Consider the following 15,932-nt stretch of genomic DNA (forward strand, 5'->3'; position numbering starts at 1 on the left):
AGTTCACTCCGCCGGGACGTTGCGCGGATCACTCGTTCCTTCGTCGCGAGCGGCGGGTACGGCAAATCCGAGGGCGTTGATGAGATTGTCAATGTCTCTGTCCTCCCTCGCGCCACCGAAGATATAGAAATCCGGCCTTACGATCATCGCGGCAAGTCCGTGCTCGTCCATGAACTCTACGATGCGCCCATCGAGGTCGGCAACCGCACATGGATTGTCCTGCTCCCCCGACAAAGCATAGGTTGCCAGTTGCAGGCGCTTGATCGTGGCCGTTGCGACGGGGGAGCGATTATCCAACATTGCAAGCTCGCGGACAAACAGCTTGAATCCGCCCTCGAGCAGTGCATCGAGCCGTCCTCGCTTGCCCTGCCGCTCCAATTCCACATGCGGACCTAGCAGACCGGCGGCTGGGCCTCGAGCGCCGGCGGCATTCTTGAGAATTATGCCCTGCGTAAGGCTCGGAAACGGCGGTGGCTGAGGAGCCGACCCTGTGAGGAAAGCCAGATCCCTTGCTGTCGCCTTGTCCTCGTCCGGCTGACAGATCAGTTGTCCAAGATACATCGACAGATCGATCACGTCCGAGACATGCGGCAACCGCTCTGACTGGTAGGTATCCAGCAAGCGCTCGGGGGCGCGGCCCTCGAGCACCATTGCGAGCTTCCACGCTAGATTCCAGTTATCGCGCAGGCCTGCACACATCCCCTGCCCCATGAACGGTGGCATTACATGCGCTGCGTCGCCGGCGATCAGCAAGCGGCCATCGCGCCATTTGTCGGCGAGCAGCGACCTGAAAGTATATACCTTGTGCCGCACCATGGTCGCCTGTTCCGGACGGACCCATTGCTCGAGCAGTTGCCAGGCAAAAGCCTCATTCTCGATGTCACCAACGGTTTCATGCGGGAGGCGCATGAATTCCCACCGTCGGTAATATCGGCCTTGGCTAATTCCGGCAGGGACGATCGTGGTGGGACGCGCTGGATTACACCACTGCGCAGCGGAGGGAATATCAAGTTCCACGCCCTCATGCGGCAGGATGTCGATCACAAGCCAATCCGCCTCAAAGCCACGATCGGTCTGCACGGTACCCAGAGCCTTACGAACCGTACTGTTCGCACCATCGCAACCGATCAGATAGCGCGATTGTATCTGCCGGTGTTCGCCCGTTGTGCGGTTCACGACGCGCAGTGTTGCACAATCGGCACTCTGGCTTACTTCCACGGCCTCCCATCCGAGGTTGACTTGAACGTTCGGCAATGCTCTCACGTGCCTGTCGAACATCGCTTCGAGCGTCGGCTGGTGAATGAAGTTGACTTCCGGCCCGCCGGAAATCGACGGAGCCCCCCAATCGATGGAAAGAAGTTCATTCCACTCAGCGTTGAACCAACGATAGGCTGTGGCGGGATGCGAAACGGAGGGAAGTTCCTCCCCCATCCCTATTGCACTGAGCATTCGGTACATTTCGTGATCGAGGCATACTGCTCGGGGAAGGCTGTATCGTTCGGTCCATCGTTCATAGATGGTGACCTTGAAGCCTCTTTGTCCAAGCATAATGGCGAGGACGGCCGAAACGGGCCCGTAGCCTACAATGGAAATGTCGCAGGAAGCAGTTTCGAGCCTCACGTTCAGTCTCCTGTCCGCAGCGAATGCCGCTCATAATTCGTTACGAAATCTTCAGGAACCTGTGGCCCCCAGAGATAAAAACTGTTTTCGGCAGACGGATATCCGGGCCGCCACTCAGTCTCAGCCGGGATATAGTCGATGTCGAAGCTGTATTCGGCATAAGATCCCCACGGATCTCGGACATAATGGAAGTAGTTCGACCCGAGTACGTGACGCCCCAGGCCCCAGCCACGGTCGAAACCTGCTGCTGCCATCTGACCAGCGCCCAGACCAACTTCGTCGAGCGTCGCCACGTCCCACGCGCTGTGATGGTAGCCAATGCCGATTGCACACTGGGCGAAAGCTATGAGATGGTGATCACTTCCATGTGCGCCGTGCATGAAAGCGACGGGGCCCGGAAAATCCGAGATGCGTAGACCCAGTGCCTCTTGATAGAACGCAACGCTTGTCGTGATGTCGGGAGTGAAGAACAGGGCATGCGACATTCGCGATGGTCGCACCCGAGGGGTCTGCCCTTTCATGGCAGCACCGCGCTCGCCCGCCGGACACGAGGTGAAGCAGGTTTGCGCCTTAGCATCGGGCATGACCTTGCCAGCGGCGCGAACCTCGATTGCTGTTCCCACCGGATCGCGAAAACGCAAACCGGTAAGCTTCTCACCCGTCCGCAATTCCGCAACGAGAACCTTCATCGTTTCCAGACGGCCCGCGATGGGCTCGAGATCGTCTGGATATGCTCCAAAGACAATTTGCTCGAGACGTTTTTGCGGCCCGCAATTTATCTTCAGCCACATATGTGCGTCGTTGAAGGTGCGAATTTCCACGGCACCATCGAGGCACCGAGTGTCCAATCCGAATGCCTGGAAGAAGGCATCGGCCTGCAGAAGATCGGGCACTGACAATTCGATGTGATCAAGCGAGTGCACACCGAGTCTCTCTGTTCGGCGTGCTTCACGCGTACACGGCTTAGCCTGCATGGCATCCCTCTCGTCGGGTTGAGTCGGCGGTTACCCGCCCTGTTGTGCTTCCGTTGGTGCTCGCTTGGATTTTCATAGTCAACACATTTGTCGTTATGACAGATATGGACATTATGAATTGTTGACGGTAGGTTTGGCGCCAACGCCATTTTAGGAGAGGCCAATGAAGATTGCGCGATTTGATGCAGGCCAAGGCCCCCGCATCGGTATTGTCGTGGAAGAGAAGGTCCTGGATATCCAGGTCGCAGGCAGCGGTTTTGCGACTGTCGAAGATATCATCGCGGGAGGCGAAGATGCGCTTTGTTCGCTACGTTCGCTCAAACGCATCGTCGAAGCCGAACACGATCTCGGGAGCGTCAAGCTCCTAGCGCCCATTCCCAAGCCCGGCAAATATCTGGCGATCGGGATGAACTACCAGAAGCATCTTGAAGAATCGGAGCGGATCGGCGCGGGCTCGCCCAAGAATCAACTTTGGTTCAACAAACAGACTACCTGCATCAACGATCCGTTTGGAGATATCGATCCCGGCGTCACTGAGCAGTTGGACTATGAAGTGGAACTGGGAGTGGTCATCGGCAAGCGCGCGAAGGGAGTTAGCGCACAAAACGCACTGGACTGCGTATTCGGCTATTTCGTTGCCAACGATGTGTCAGCACGCGATTGGCAGTTTCATACGCCCACTTTCACGATGGGCAAGTCGTTCGACACGCAGGGTCCAATCGGCCCCTGGATTGTCACTGCCGACGAAATCCCCAATCCACAAGCACTTGGACTGTCCTGTTATGTCAATGGAGAACTACGTCAATCGTCCAACACAGCGCTGATGATCTATCCGATCGACAAGCAAATCGAGTATCTTTCGACCGCTTTTACGCTCGAGCCCGGCGATCTGATTGCAACGGGCACGCCGGAAGGCGTTGGCGTCGGCATGGTGCCGCCGGTCTTTCTGAGGCGCGGCGATATCGTGCGTTGTGAAGTGGAAGGTGTTGGAATGATAGAGAACCGCGTACTCTGATCGGGCCGTCGGCGCGTTTCGTCTTTCCGCAATGGTAAACTATCGGCTAGCGCCATAGTCTACCGGTGCAATTCGAACAGTCGCCGCGATTCTTGGTCGCATCGCGACCCGAAAACTTAAATCCGTCCCTGGCGGCACCCTGAAAATCAAGCAATCTCACTGGAATGGCTCGCACGGAATTGACCGGGCGAACCGACATCCTAGTATTGTCTGGCGGCTGCTGAAATCTTGCCTGCCATTTTCGAGTCTCCCTTTGGGGAGCGGAGACCCGGCCCCGGCAGGTGGGAGGTGGCCGCGGGGACCATCGCGGAGGATGCCGCCGCTGCTCCGGATGGTCCCCTTTCCTTCGCTGGCATGTAACGATCTCTGCTCCGGCTCATTTGTGGCACAGCGAAGGAGCATAAGAGCTTTGCCCAACACTTCCCGCCATCCATTGTCATGATACCCTTGACGGCTGCGTATCGAATCCAGCCCGGCAGAGGGCTGGATTGAGGTCATGGGATGCGAATTGTGCGGATGAAGATATCTCGCAGTTCACGGTTTCGTATTCCGCTAGGAATCTGATTATCGTCGGGAATACACTCGACTGTACAGTCCCTGGCGGGTCCCGCGAGTTTGTCCGGACACTGCCGCGCCGCGGGTGAAGTCAATGACGGAGCGTGCTGTCCGTAGTATGCGCGCGGCTGGGATATTGGCGCATACCGGACTCCTCGCCTCGACTTCGCACGCGTATGAGGCCGACCTCTGGGCAAAAACGCATACGGCAAGTTCCCGAGCGGCCAGGTCCGCCTCGGGAATTTGCCGTCGCGTACAAAATCAGGCCACCGAGGAGAGCCGCGCCGAACCGCGATACTCGCCGGTGTCGAAACGCGCCGCCTGATCGTTCAGCGAGGTCGCCTCGGTCGTCAGGTTGCGTGCAGCGGCAGAGGTTTCCTCCACCATCGCCGCGTTCTGCTGGGTCGAGTGGTCCATGGTCGAAACCGCCACGCTGATCTGGCTGATCGCGGTGGACTGCGCCTGGTTGTCCTCCGCCATCTGGCCCAGCAGCTTGTGCACTTCGCCGACGCCGCCCGAGATGTGCTCGAACGCGCCATCCACGCGCTGCACTGCGTCCACGGCAGTGACGATGTCGGTCTGCGTCACGGTCAGCTGATCGCGCGCGCGCTTGGCCTCTTCCTCGGCCCGCATGGCGAGTGCCGAGACAAGGTCCGCCACCACCGCGAAACCGCGACCGGCATCACCCGCACGGCCGGCCTCGACAGCCGCGTTCATGGCAAGCACGCGGGTCTGGAAGGCGATCTTGTCCACGCCCTCGATCACCTGGTCGATGCCCTTGGCGCTCTCTCCCACACGCACCATCGCCTCGACGGCTTCGTGCGCAATTCCTCGCCCGTTGGAAACAGTGGTCAGCGCTTCGTCGGCGCGAGTAACGGTCTGTGCCGAAGCCGTGGCCGATGCCTTCAGGCGCTGGTCGATCTGCACTAGTGCGGCCGAAGTTTCTTCCAGGCTGGCGGCGTTGGCTTCGGTACGACGGGCAAGGTCTTCCGATGCCTGCGCGATTTCCATCGAGCCCGAGCGGATGCCCCCGGCGCTGAGCGCGACGGCACCGATCATGCGGCGCAGTTCGCCCAGCGCGGCGTTGAAGTTATCCTTCAGCGCGGCATAGCCGGCCGGGAACGGCACCTTGATCTCGGCGGTAAGATCGCCGCGCGTCAGGGCATCGAGCCCTGCGCCCACGGCGCTGGTGACGATCTTCTGCTCTTCGGCGGCGCGATGGTCGGCCTCGGCCCGGTCGGCAGCAGCCTGACGGAACACGTCGGCAGCGCGCGCCATGGTGCCGATCTCGTCCTCACGGTCGAGTTCGGGGATCGTGCAGTTCTCGCCCTTCGCCAGACGGTCCACGGCATCGCTCAGCTTGGCCATCGGGCGGCCGATGATGCCGCCGGCAGCGAAGAACAGGCTGGCCAGCACGGCACCGACGATGACCAGACCACCGACAACCAGCTGCCAGCCGATCGAGCGCGCCGGCGCCGAAACGGTGGCTTCGGGAACGTCGAGCACCAGGGCCCAGGTGGCATTGAGCTTGTCCAGCGCGATGGGCAGGATCACGCGGCGCGTCGCCACGCCGCCGATTTCCAGATTGGGCAGAACCTTCGTCTCACCCGTGGAAAGCGCCGCCTTCACATCGTCAAGGCCGGGCTCGGCATAAGCCTTGCCCAGCACCGCAGCTTCGGGGTTCGCCACCCAGGTCGCCGCGGAGGACAGCAGCATGACATGGCCGGTGCCGAACGGCTTCAGTGCGCCAAGACGCTCCGAAATCGTGCCCAGTTCCATATCCACGCCGACCACGCCGATCACCTTGTCGCCCGAACGGACCGGCTGGGTGATGGAGGTCATCAGCACCTGCTTGCCGTTGAGGTCATAGGCATAGGGATCGACCAGCGCGCCCTTGCCGCTGTCGAACGCCTGGCGGAAGTACGGCTTGTCGAACGCGCCTGCCTCATTGTTGGGCTGCATGGTCAGCGCGCCGTTGCTCTTCACCCAGTAGGGCGAGAAATTGCCGTTGGGCGCAGAGCCTGGAAGGTTGCCCTTGCCGGCCTCCGGGCCGTCCCACTGGCCGGGGGTGATCATCACCCAGCTGCCCAGTGCGGCCTTCGATTCCAGCAGATCGGTCTTCAGCACCGTCACGGCAATGCCGCGATCGCGCGTGCCGCTGGCGTGCATCTTGCCAAGGGCCGAGCTCATGGCGCGGGCGGTGGCTTCGAACGTGGCGAAGTCGGCCTTCACCTGATTGCCTTCGGCCTTGGCCTGGGCAACGGCGGCATCGTCGGACAGCTTGCCTACGGCATTGCCCGTCTCGAAGACGACGGCGGAAAAGCCGAGCAGGAGCAGCAAGGCGATCGCCAGTCCGGCGACCGTCATCAGCTTGCCCGCTATGTGCATGCGGCGGAACAGTTCAGTCATTGTCTGGTTCCTTGCGGAAACGAGGAGATGAAGGGCGGCACCGGAGCGAGCAGCGCCTGATTGCTGACCGCTATAGGATTGACGGCCTTCTAGAAAACAGCCGGCCTTATCGGGCCTTTTACTGCTGTCCGAATGCATGTGGGATCGCTCGAAAGATCGCCCGGCCGAACGCAGGATTCGACAAAGCCATTGGACCAATCGAGACCGCAAGCCGCTGCCGGATTGCGCGAAGCGGCAGAGCCGAAAAACGAAGGGCAAGCTGACGCCGAAGAGGACTACGCGACCAAGGTTCCAGGGCGCGCGCACAAGAGGCAACAACGAATGCAATCAGGGCATGCCCCGAAGCAACGGCACGATACATGAAAGTCCTTTTCGGGACATAATGAGGGATCATTCATTATAGGATAAAAACCGGAGGAATGGTCGCCCCTGTCGATGCCAATGCCGCAGAGAATGTGCCGATGAATCCGTCCGAAAGCGAGGTATCGGCCGGCAAGCTCGCGCTGCCGATCCCCTCGCTCCCCCCTGGCTAGCAGATTCGCCAGTCCGATCGAAGCAGTCTGGCAGGAAGGTGCACCTGAGTTATCGATAAACCGCGACAATCGCCTGGGCCGGGTCACCCCAGATCAAGAAGGCGGGAGACCGGCTTGACCGACATTCGAATGGTTCAGGGTACCACAATATTATGCCGGACCGCATATAGGACCAATTCCGCCGTAGAGCCCAAGCGAAGTTTCTGCATGGCCGAAGCGCGATGAGCTTCGACGGTTTTTGCACCGATCCCCAAAATAGACGCGACTTCCTTGTTGTGTTTCCCCTCCGCCACGAGTTGGATAATTTCACGCTCCCGTGCCGTAAGGACGCCGGTTGAAGAACCGATTGTTCGATCATTCCCAATGTAATGCCTAAGGAGTGTCTCGGTAATTGTAACCGAGAAATAGGGTGCGTGCTTCGTCAGCGCCCGTACACCATTTACCAGATCAGCACAGCTATCCGACTTGAGGACGTAGCCACGGGCTCCCGCCCGCAAGGAATCGATGAGGATATTTTCTCGATCATGCATGGAGTAAATGAGAATTTCCGTGTCGGGAAGTGCGCTCTTGATTGCACGGACTAGCTCCAGGCCATTCATTGAAGGCAGTGAATAGTCTATTATGGCTATATCGGGTGCGAGTTCGAGCGCCAATTTGAGAGCTTCTCGGCCATCGTGCGCTTCTGCGACGACAGCGAAGCCGGCGTCGGCCTCAAGCAGGGCGCGAACGCCGTGTACCAAACCGGGATGATCATCTACAATCAGTATTCTACTGATTTGAGGATGCATGATTTTTCCCCATCGATTCCCTCAGCCTGATGAAACGGACAGGCTGACATTATTATGCGATTCGAAATCGATTCAATCAGGCATTTTCTGGTCGCTGGAAACGTACTGCCCGCACGACACTGTGAAACAGGATCAAATTCTTGTCCGCGTTTGTGGTATTTAAGTCGCATACTCTTTTCGAATTGCGATATCTGGCGCGTGGGCTGAGAAAATAGGCGCCATCACTTCGTGAGCTCGCAAGGCTGCCGGGTGCAGCCGCTGGGAACAAGAGCGCTTCCGGCTTCGCGATGCTCGCTCCTATTGGGGCTGACAATCCGGCTGCCGAAGCGATCGTTTTTGCGGCAGCGTTGGCTGGTCATTCGCTGCTGTTTTGCGGTCACGGGTGCGGATGAACGAGATTTTTGGCCCGTGGTCAGCCTCCACTGCCGCCTCCTTTGCCGATCCCCCTTTTGCAAAACGCTGCAGCTTCATCCGGTTCGGAACGTTCGCGCTCGCCGCGAAGCACCTTTCCGTTTTCCTGTGTTCGCCCGGGCAATCTGGCCGAACACTTCTATAACGATTTTCGGGTAGGGGGCTGCCCGAAATGGAAACATCCTCATCTGGGCATGAGAGATTTTTTGACCAATCGCGAGATATAATCGAGTTTGGCAACGATCGGCTCCGACAGCCGGAAAGGATAAAGATCCGGCTGCCCCATGGCCCGATTCATCGCATTCGTGCTGAATGCCAGAGGCCCCATCCTGTCGGCTAACTGTGCTGCATCGGCAATGTAAGGATCGAACGGATCAGAATGAGCGATCCTGTCCCACTCTGCAAACGACGCAAGCGAAAGCCCGAAGCCATGCGCGGTCGCAAGAACGTCGACTATGTGGAGAAAATGCGCGAAAGTCTCCGCAAAATCCTCCCAAGGATGTGAAGTGGCATAAAAGGTAACGAAGTGCTCGGTCCAGATCTTGGTGCCGCTATCGGCATAGTGAGCGCGCAGGCTCCCTTCGTAGTCGACTGTCTCGTCACCAAAAACCGTTCGAAAGGCTGACAATTCCGAAGCATCGTTGGCAACGAGGCGAAACCAGTAGTAATGGCCAACTTCATGGCGAAAATGCCCGAGCAGAGTGCGATACGGCTCTCCCATCGCACGTCGCATTCGCTCGCGTTCAACGTCGTCCGCCTCAACGAGATTGAGTGTGATAACGCCGCCATTATGGCCGGTGAATATTTCCGGCTGCCCCGTCTCTTCTCCGGCCCGATCGTACAGGAAGTCGAATGCGAGTCCGGGCGGGCCCGGGGTCGCGCCTGACATAGACTCAAGCGGCAGGCGCAGCTTCAGGAGCGTGTGGAACAGCCGGCGTTTTGCCGCTTCGATCTTTGCCCACCGGACAGGCACGCACGGCTCGGACAAATCCGGAATAGTGCGATTATGCCGGCAGGCGCGGCAGAGACCCTCAGGCTCGCCGCTAGCGACCAGCCAGTTGCAGATCAGAAAATCATTATTGTTTCTGCAGACCACGACATCCGCGATGTCGCCGCTACCATCTCTCCAAACGGTAGCCTGATCCGCAAGGAAACGGAATCCATCGATCTCTGGGTCATATCCCAGTGTCGCGGAACAATCCGGGCACAACCGTGCCTCGAAGTGGAGCAGCCGACGACAGTTCGGACATGAAAATGCGCGCATTTGAAAAACACCTCGATATTCGTGGCCCGATGAATTTTTTGGAAGCGGCTTGAAGCTGACGCCAAAGTCCCCTCATGGGCCGCGGTAAAATCAAGGCACTCACTGCTTCAAACCGCAGACCATCGCGCGCGGGTTGCTAGCCCAGTAAATGTGACAGGGAGGAACATTCCACCACTCGTATTCGGCCCGCACGGTCAGGAAGTGGCTTCTTAGCAAAGGCTTCAGCCTCGTCCTCATCTGGTAGGCAGCAAAGGTTCCGCGATGGGAGAGCACGCCGGCACTGGCCCGTATGATCGCTCTGGCCCGAGAAGCATCCAATGTGGAAAAAGGGAGTCCTGAGAGTATGCAGTCGGCAACCGAGGCGCCCTCGGAGCGAAGTATTTGCGCAAGGTCTTCTGCAGATCCTTGTATTACTTTCAGGCGTGGATCTCGTATCGACCTTCGCAGGTGTTTCACAAAATCGGTTCCCGGCTCAATTGCGATCAGAGTCGCTGCGGGCTGCAGCCTGGCCAGCGCTGAGCGGGTGAAGGACCCGGTGCCGGGTCCGAATTCGACAAGAACTCCAATCTTGCGCCAATTAAGGGGCGCGAGCACTTTCTCCACCATCCGACCCGTTGCCGGCAGGGCCGAGCCCACCTTTAACGGATTGCGCAGGAATTCGCCCACTGCAACGTGGACTGCCCCTCTTCCCGATGGATTGGCGTGATGCGACATGGCGTTCCCGGAAAACGATCTTCGATCTCAACGGATCGTGCCGTCGTGCGGTTCCCCCCCCCGGCTAAGGAACAGCCTGTTCGCCGCGACATGCATCGAGGGCAGCCTGTCCGCAGCGCGGTCACTAGCCCGACGCCGCCTGGCCGGCTCGGTGCAGAGGAATTGATCGCGTAGAAAAGACCGAAGCTCAAGTCATGGAATTCACGGATATCGAGGGTCCTCAAGGCGTGAAGGAATTGGCGTCCCCGGGCTGCCTGCGGTCGCAGCATCCTCAAGGTATGTCGCCATTTCCGGAACGTCGGTGTCCGCTAGTCGATAGAGGAGAGCGGTATTCAAACGGTGGTCGCAAGGTAGGAATGCTTCCCGGGGCGGCCGTACTTGACCCGCGTAGCTTCTAACCTGTTGGTCGAAAGGGGCCGTAACAGGCTACGATTCCTGGGAATCGCGCCAGCGCTGGGAATCGCGCAAGTACGACATGGTCGAAACTGAAGCCTGGTCATGCGCAATAGGGTCCCGACCGGCTGCTTGCGCGCGTCTAGAAAAACCGGACCGGCGCTAATATCCCTCGTAATTCGCAACTGATCCCGGTCCCGAACGTTGGCTCTGAGAAAGCCAATGCTGAGGATGGATACATGGTCGAGGAACGCACCACACGCACTACGACGGTGATCGAAGGTCGGCGAAGTTCAGGCGCCGGCATGATCATTGCGATTGCTGTGCTCATTGCCGTTATTGCTGCCATCTATTTTGGGGGCCAACTTACAGGCAGCGAGACCCGGAAGGACTCTGCGGTGGAGAATGCTGCCAACAGTGTCAGCAAGGCTGCGGATCAGGCTGGCGACGCGGCCAAGGATGCGACGCAGAACTGAGTAGCGGTAACTGTGCTTGCAGGGTTCGACAGCGCGAATTTTTCCGGCGATCGCAAATCTCCGATGTCGCCGGGCCGAACATCACAGATGATGCGCGATCGACGCCGTTTGCCGAAGAAACAATCCTGCGAGATTGCAGCCAGCTTGCTGGCCGCTTCCTGCCTGGGGCTTCGCGTCACCATATCCGATCCCGGCTCTGCATTCGAAGATTTACGCTCTCGTGATCGCGGATATCAGCCAAGCGATGCGTTCGGATGCGACCGGCATCTCGTCGAACGGCGCTTCTGGTCACTTGGTTCGAGCGTTGCGGGCTCCCATGTTTGCAGACTTGCGAAAGGACTGGCGAGCTCGAAAGAGTGCCATCGTCCGGCCATGATACCTTCGGGGAGGAACCAACCTGAACGGTGATGCGTAAAGCCTGCGAAGGAGATTCGAAATGGATGTGGCTCATACCACATTGGCAGAGCGGATCGCTCGCGCTCTTGCCGGATTGGATCATAGTGCGAACGCTGACGGCGTCGAAGATTCAGCGTCAACAAGCGTCGACGAGACATGGCGCGCCTATCTCGAACAGGCAGACGCGGTTCTTCGTACCGTGCGCGAGCCATCCGAAAACATGGCCCGCGCCGGCGATCCTAGGGTCTGGGCAAAGATGATCGAGGCGGCGATCGAGGAGAGCGAGGCTGTCTGACGCGACGCCCTGGAGTTGGCGTTGCAGTTCTCGCCGGAACCTCGGCTCGGCGGGGCAGCCTGCCTATTTCCATGCTCTAGCTTCTGCGCACCGCTCCTCGGCCGCAGCAATCGTGTCGCAGACGTGAATGCCAGCTCGCTCGAATGATCGCTTGCCCGCTTCCTATCGGGCTCTCAAACCTTCGGCCACCACAACTTGCCGCTAGCGACCAACCTGATGGGCATCTGGAACCGGCATGCAACACAACGCGCCTCCAAGGCCTCAGGCAGGTTCGCCGCCCAGACGAGACGGTGTTTGCCTAGCCACCATCCGATGACCCTGAGCCTGCCCATAACTGAGGGATCCGACAAACAAACTCCGGGATGCGAAGCAGCGGCAGTTTGTGTCAACCTGCGACAGCCTGTCCGTACCTCGTTTACGCGTCTGGTGCGAGAGTCGTGACCCTCTGTGGGATGCTGATGGGCCGTCGGCTCTACCCAAAAGAGCGAAGGACGCCGCGCAATGACCAATCCATCCGGCCTTGGGGAGATCGTTCTCATCCTCCTCGACGGGCTATTAACTGGAGATCTTCTCTATCTCGCCGATGATGACCAGGAAGCCGAGGCGGTGGCAGCTGCACTCACTGCGCTTTGTTCGGAATGCCATATCGTGTTCGTCCCCTCGAGCGACACGCTACCCGGCGACCGGTCGAGCGCCTCCCCTGCCAACATCGGACGAAGAGTTGCCGCCTTGCGCGAGCTTCGCCGGCTTGCAAAGGACAACAAGCGCCCTTTTCTCGCAACGATCACCAGCGGCGAGGCGGCGGCGCGGCTGTATGCCGATCCCGCTGCCTTCGACGCGGCGCCTCCCCGTCTCTACCATGGCCACCGGATTGATGCGGAAGGCTTCGCAGCCGAGATGGAAGCGCTCGGCTACGTAACCGACGACCGCGTCGACGAGCCGGGCGAGGTCGCGGTCCGGGGCAATGTCATAGACATTTTTCCAGCTGACGCCGGCCTGCCCGCGCGCATAGACATCGCCGGGGGGCGCATTGCGGGAATTCGCCGTTACGATCCGGCAACGCAGCTCACCGAGGAACCGTGCGGGACGCTCGAGATCGGCCGCGCAGCGGAACCTGCATCAACCGGCAACGCGACCATTCTCGCGCATCTTCGGGCAGGACGCATCTATTTTTCCCCCCATGCCGACAAACGCCGACGCCGGTTCATCCGGCTTGCCCGAGAGGCCGCAGCCGACGGCGCGGCGATCGACGCCGCGAGCGAAGACCTCTGGGAACAGGACGTCGCCCGCTGGACCCTGGCCGACGACGGCGTAAGGCAGGCAAAGCCCGTCGAACGCTTTGCCCAGGCTCGCTCGCCGATACGGGCACTGGAGCGTTTCGCCGCGCCGTTGCTCGACAAGGGAACGCGCATGCTGCTGGTCGGCGCAGAGCGCGATGTTCGTTTCCTGCGAACCAAACTAGCCAATGCCTTCAACACCGAGATCGAAGAAATCGGCTCGGCATGGGCATTGACCGAGAAGCCCCCCGGTACCATCGCCACGCTTATCGCGCCCATCGATCGAGGCGGGGTCAGCGACGAGCTCATACTGGTAGCGGCCGCCGATCTGCTCGGAAGCCGCGCGCTCCTAGATAATGCCAAGGAAAGCTCGGCGGCATTGCTTTCAAGAGCGGCAGGCGACATTCGTCCAGGCGACCTCGTCGTACATGAGGACCACGGAATGGGTCGGGTCGTCGGGCTCGAGCTGGCGCCTGGCGAGAGCGCCGCAGAAATGATCGCGCTCGAATATGCCGGCGGCGGCCGTCGTCTGGTACCCGTGCAGGAGGCCGGACTCCTATGGCGCTACGGTGGTGACGGCGAGGCCGTGAAACTCGACAAGCTCGACGGCTCCAGCTGGGAAAAACGACGCTTGGCCATCGACGAGGCGATCGCGGAAAGCGCAAGCCAACTCCTTGAGTTTGCGCGTGAACGAAGCGAACTGACGGCCCCCCTGCTCAAACCCGAGCCCGCCGCCTATGAACGTTTTGCGGGCACTTTCCCGTTCAATGAGACGGCGGATCAAAGCCGCGCCATCCAGGCGGTGCGCGAAGACCTCGCGAGCGGCCGGCCGATGGACCGGCTCGTGGTCGGTGATGTCGGCTATGGGAAGACGGAAGTCGCACTGCGCGCCGCGGCGCTTGCAGCCCTCGCTGGATATCAAGTGATCCTCGCGGCACCGACGACGGTGCTGGTGCGGCAACATCTACAGACCTTCGAGCGGCGCTTCGCCGAAACGGGTCTGAAAGTGGTCGGCCTCTCTCGCCTGTCGAGCGCCGCCGAAAAGAAGAAGGCCAAAGCGCAGCTCGCCGACGGTTCGGCAAGGATCGTCATCGGTACGGCCGCAGTGATGGGGAAGGACGTGCACTATGCAAGGCTCGGTCTTGTCATCATCGACGAAGAGCAGCGTTTTGGTGCCGCCGACAAAGCCAAGCTGCGTCGGCATGCCAATATTCACCTTCTTGCGATGAGCGCCACGCCGATCCCGCGAACGCTGCACCGCGCGATGATCGGACTTCAGCAGATTTCGGTCATCGCAACGCCCCCGGCACGCCGCCAGCCCATCAGGACGAGCATAGCGTCCGCTGACGATACCATGATGAGGACCGCGCTACTGCGTGAAAGGTCGCGTGGCGGCCAGAGCTTTGTAGTCGCGCCCCGGATCGAGGATCTAGCGCCGCTCTCCGAGCGTCTGGCTCGTATCGTTCCCGATCTGACTACCATCGAGGCGCACGGCAAGATGCCCGCGGACGAGATCGATGAAGCAATGGTCGGTTTTGGAGACGGCCGTGGGGATATTCTCCTGGCCACGAACATCATCGAGGCGGGGCTGGACGTACCGCGTGCCAATACGATGATCGTATGGCAGGCCGACCGCTTCGGTCTGGGACAGCTCCACCAGCTGCGAGGCCGTGTCGGGCGTGGTAATCGTCGCGGCCAGGTCATGCTCTTCACCAATGGGGACGAGATCGCCCAGCGCGCAATGAAGCGTCTACGCTCGCTCACGACTTACGACCGGCTTGGTGCCGGCTTCGAGATCAGTGCGGCCGATCTGGACCAGCGCGGAGCTGGCGACCCGCTCGCCGAGACACAATCTGGTCACATGAAGCTCATCGGCGTCGAGCTGTACCAGCATCTCTTCGAAGCGGCGCTCAAGCAGGCACGGGGCGAGGATCCGGGCCTATGGTTGCCCGAGCTGAATCTGGGAGACGCAGGCAGGTTTCCTGAAGGATGGATCCCCGAACCGGATATTCGCCTGGGACTGTACGTGCGGCTGGCGCGGATCTCTGATGATAGGGAGCTCGATTCTTTTGAGGAAGAACTCGCCGATCGCTTCGGACCCCTGCCAGCCCCGGCCGCAAGGCTTATCACGTGCGCCCGCATCGCGATCCTAGCCCGGGTAGCGGAGATGGAGCGGATAGACGCCGGACCCGCCGCGATCGCCCTCACACCGCGCCCGGGCAAGAAAAGTGCGGCGCACCGGTTCGGGCTCGCTCAGAAAAACGGTCGCTGGCTGCTGAAGGAGCAGACCGATGATGAAAATCGGCTGGCACGGGTGACGAGCCTGCTTGAGACCTTGGTCCTGCCAGGCGACTGACGCACATCCCTATGCGCGCCCCGCCTCCCATAGCAAAACCATTGAAGCGGATCTGCGGCAAGCAGCGAAATCTCCGGCCTCATGCGGACGCTCGGCAGTCCTCTGTAAGGAGGCGCCGTGTTCTCGCAGCGCGCTGCCAAACTGCCTCAGCGCGACAAGGTTTGGAACCAATCATCTCATGCGGGCATTTTCTCAATGGCAGCGGCAGGACCGCAGACCAGAGGAGAAGATCATGAGCATCGAAGGTAAAGCCAAGGAAGCGGCCGGGTTCGTAAAGGAAGAAATGAACGAGCACGGCAAATCGCCTGAAAGCCAGAAGAAGGCTCAGGAAGGCCGGGATTTGCGGAACGAAGGGCGCGCCGAGGATGGCAAGGCGCCAAAGACGGGCAAGCCTGGAACCGGCGGCTGAACATCGCATCACCCCCGCTTCGGCGGGGGTTTTTTATCCATAACATG

The 15,932-nt window shown here is 60.0% G+C and carries 12 protein-coding genes; 5 read left to right on the forward strand and 7 right to left on the reverse strand.

What is annotated here, in order from left to right; all coding sequences use genetic code 11:
• Positions 1 to 3: 3 nt before the first annotated feature.
• On the reverse strand, positions 4 to 1,620 hold the full coding sequence (locus tag WBP07_RS21025) for a bifunctional 3-(3-hydroxy-phenyl)propionate/3-hydroxycinnamic acid hydroxylase (RefSeq protein ID WP_395396368.1): 1,617 nt from the start codon (positions 1,618 to 1,620) through the stop codon (positions 4 to 6).
• A gap of 2 nt (positions 1,621 to 1,622) precedes the next feature.
• Positions 1,623 to 2,543, reverse strand: coding sequence for a VOC family protein (locus WBP07_RS21030; RefSeq protein WP_395396369.1), 921 nt, complete (start codon positions 2,541 to 2,543; stop codon positions 1,623 to 1,625).
• 214 nt (positions 2,544 to 2,757) lie between these two features.
• Between WBP07_RS21030 and WBP07_RS21035 the strand changes: the two genes are divergently transcribed.
• Positions 2,758 to 3,609: a fumarylacetoacetate hydrolase family protein gene (locus tag WBP07_RS21035; RefSeq protein ID WP_395396370.1), complete on the forward strand. Its 852-nt coding sequence runs from the start codon at positions 2,758 to 2,760 to the stop codon at positions 3,607 to 3,609.
• An 816-nt stretch (positions 3,610 to 4,425) separates the two neighbouring features.
• Here WBP07_RS21035 and WBP07_RS21040 read toward each other — a convergent pair.
• The 5 genes from WBP07_RS21040 to WBP07_RS21060 form a co-directional block, all read right to left on the reverse strand.
• Complete coding sequence (locus WBP07_RS21040) at positions 4,426 to 6,573, reverse strand: methyl-accepting chemotaxis protein (protein ID WP_395396371.1); 2,148 nt, start codon at positions 6,571 to 6,573, stop codon at positions 4,426 to 4,428.
• A 667-nt stretch (positions 6,574 to 7,240) separates the two neighbouring features.
• Positions 7,241 to 7,894 (reverse strand): response regulator, encoded by a 654-nt coding sequence (locus tag WBP07_RS21045; RefSeq protein ID WP_395396373.1) that lies wholly within the window; start codon positions 7,892 to 7,894, stop codon positions 7,241 to 7,243.
• 297 nt (positions 7,895 to 8,191) lie between these two features.
• Positions 8,192 to 8,365, reverse strand: a complete 174-nt coding sequence (locus WBP07_RS21050) for a hypothetical protein (protein ID WP_395396374.1) — start codon at positions 8,363 to 8,365, stop codon at positions 8,192 to 8,194.
• 124 nt (positions 8,366 to 8,489) lie between these two features.
• Positions 8,490 to 9,569: a putative zinc-binding metallopeptidase gene (locus WBP07_RS21055; protein WP_395396375.1), complete on the reverse strand. Its 1,080-nt coding sequence runs from the start codon at positions 9,567 to 9,569 to the stop codon at positions 8,490 to 8,492.
• Between the two features lie 99 nt (positions 9,570 to 9,668).
• Entirely contained in the window at positions 9,669 to 10,283 is a 615-nt protein-coding gene (locus tag WBP07_RS21060) for a class I SAM-dependent methyltransferase (protein WP_395396376.1), read from the reverse strand.
• A gap of 632 nt (positions 10,284 to 10,915) precedes the next feature.
• On the opposite strand from WBP07_RS21060, the gene WBP07_RS21065 reads away from it, so the two are divergent.
• The 4 genes from WBP07_RS21065 to WBP07_RS21080 all read left to right on the forward strand — a co-directional run bounded on the left by WBP07_RS21065 (position 10,916) and on the right by WBP07_RS21080 (position 15,885).
• The gene (locus tag WBP07_RS21065) at positions 10,916 to 11,152 is read left to right on the forward strand and encodes a hypothetical protein (protein WP_395396377.1); all 237 of its coding nucleotides are present in this window, start codon (positions 10,916 to 10,918) and stop codon (positions 11,150 to 11,152) included.
• Positions 11,153 to 11,588: 436 nt separating this feature from the next.
• Positions 11,589 to 11,843: a hypothetical protein gene (locus tag WBP07_RS21070; RefSeq protein WP_395396378.1), complete on the forward strand. Its 255-nt coding sequence runs from the start codon at positions 11,589 to 11,591 to the stop codon at positions 11,841 to 11,843.
• Between the two features lie 501 nt (positions 11,844 to 12,344).
• Positions 12,345 to 15,476 carry a DEAD/DEAH box helicase gene (locus WBP07_RS21075; protein WP_395396379.1) on the forward strand — a complete coding sequence of 1,044 codons (3,132 nt, stop codon included), beginning with the start codon at positions 12,345 to 12,347 and terminating at the stop codon, positions 15,474 to 15,476.
• Between the two features lie 178 nt (positions 15,477 to 15,654).
• Entirely contained in the window at positions 15,655 to 15,885 is a 231-nt protein-coding gene (locus WBP07_RS21080) for a hypothetical protein (RefSeq protein WP_395396523.1), read from the forward strand.
• Positions 15,886 to 15,932: the final 47 nt, after the last annotated feature.

Source organism: Novosphingobium oxfordense, assembly GCF_044029435.1.
In the GTDB taxonomy this organism is placed as follows: domain Bacteria; phylum Pseudomonadota; class Alphaproteobacteria; order Sphingomonadales; family Sphingomonadaceae; genus Novosphingobium.

Coding starts and splice junctions, on each gene's coding strand:
- WBP07_RS21070 (WP_395396378.1), top strand. CDS start 11,589: ATGGATGTGGCTCATACCACATTGGCAGAGCGGATCGCTCGCGCTCTT.
- WBP07_RS21075 (WP_395396379.1), top strand. CDS start 12,345: ATGACCAATCCATCCGGCCTTGGGGAGATCGTTCTCATCCTCCTCGAC.
- WBP07_RS21065 (WP_395396377.1), top strand. CDS start 10,916: ATGGTCGAGGAACGCACCACACGCACTACGACGGTGATCGAAGGTCGG.
- WBP07_RS21040 (WP_395396371.1), bottom strand. CDS start 6,573: ATGACTGAACTGTTCCGCCGCATGCACATAGCGGGCAAGCTGATGACG.
- WBP07_RS21060 (WP_395396376.1), bottom strand. CDS start 10,283: ATGTCGCATCACGCCAATCCATCGGGAAGAGGGGCAGTCCACGTTGCA.
- WBP07_RS21050 (WP_395396374.1), bottom strand. CDS start 8,365: ATGAAGCTGCAGCGTTTTGCAAAAGGGGGATCGGCAAAGGAGGCGGCA.
- WBP07_RS21035 (WP_395396370.1), top strand. CDS start 2,758: ATGAAGATTGCGCGATTTGATGCAGGCCAAGGCCCCCGCATCGGTATT.
- WBP07_RS21055 (WP_395396375.1), bottom strand. CDS start 9,569: ATGCGCGCATTTTCATGTCCGAACTGTCGTCGGCTGCTCCACTTCGAG.
- WBP07_RS21080 (WP_395396523.1), top strand. CDS start 15,655: ATGCGGGCATTTTCTCAATGGCAGCGGCAGGACCGCAGACCAGAGGAG.
- WBP07_RS21045 (WP_395396373.1), bottom strand. CDS start 7,894: ATGCATCCTCAAATCAGTAGAATACTGATTGTAGATGATCATCCCGGT.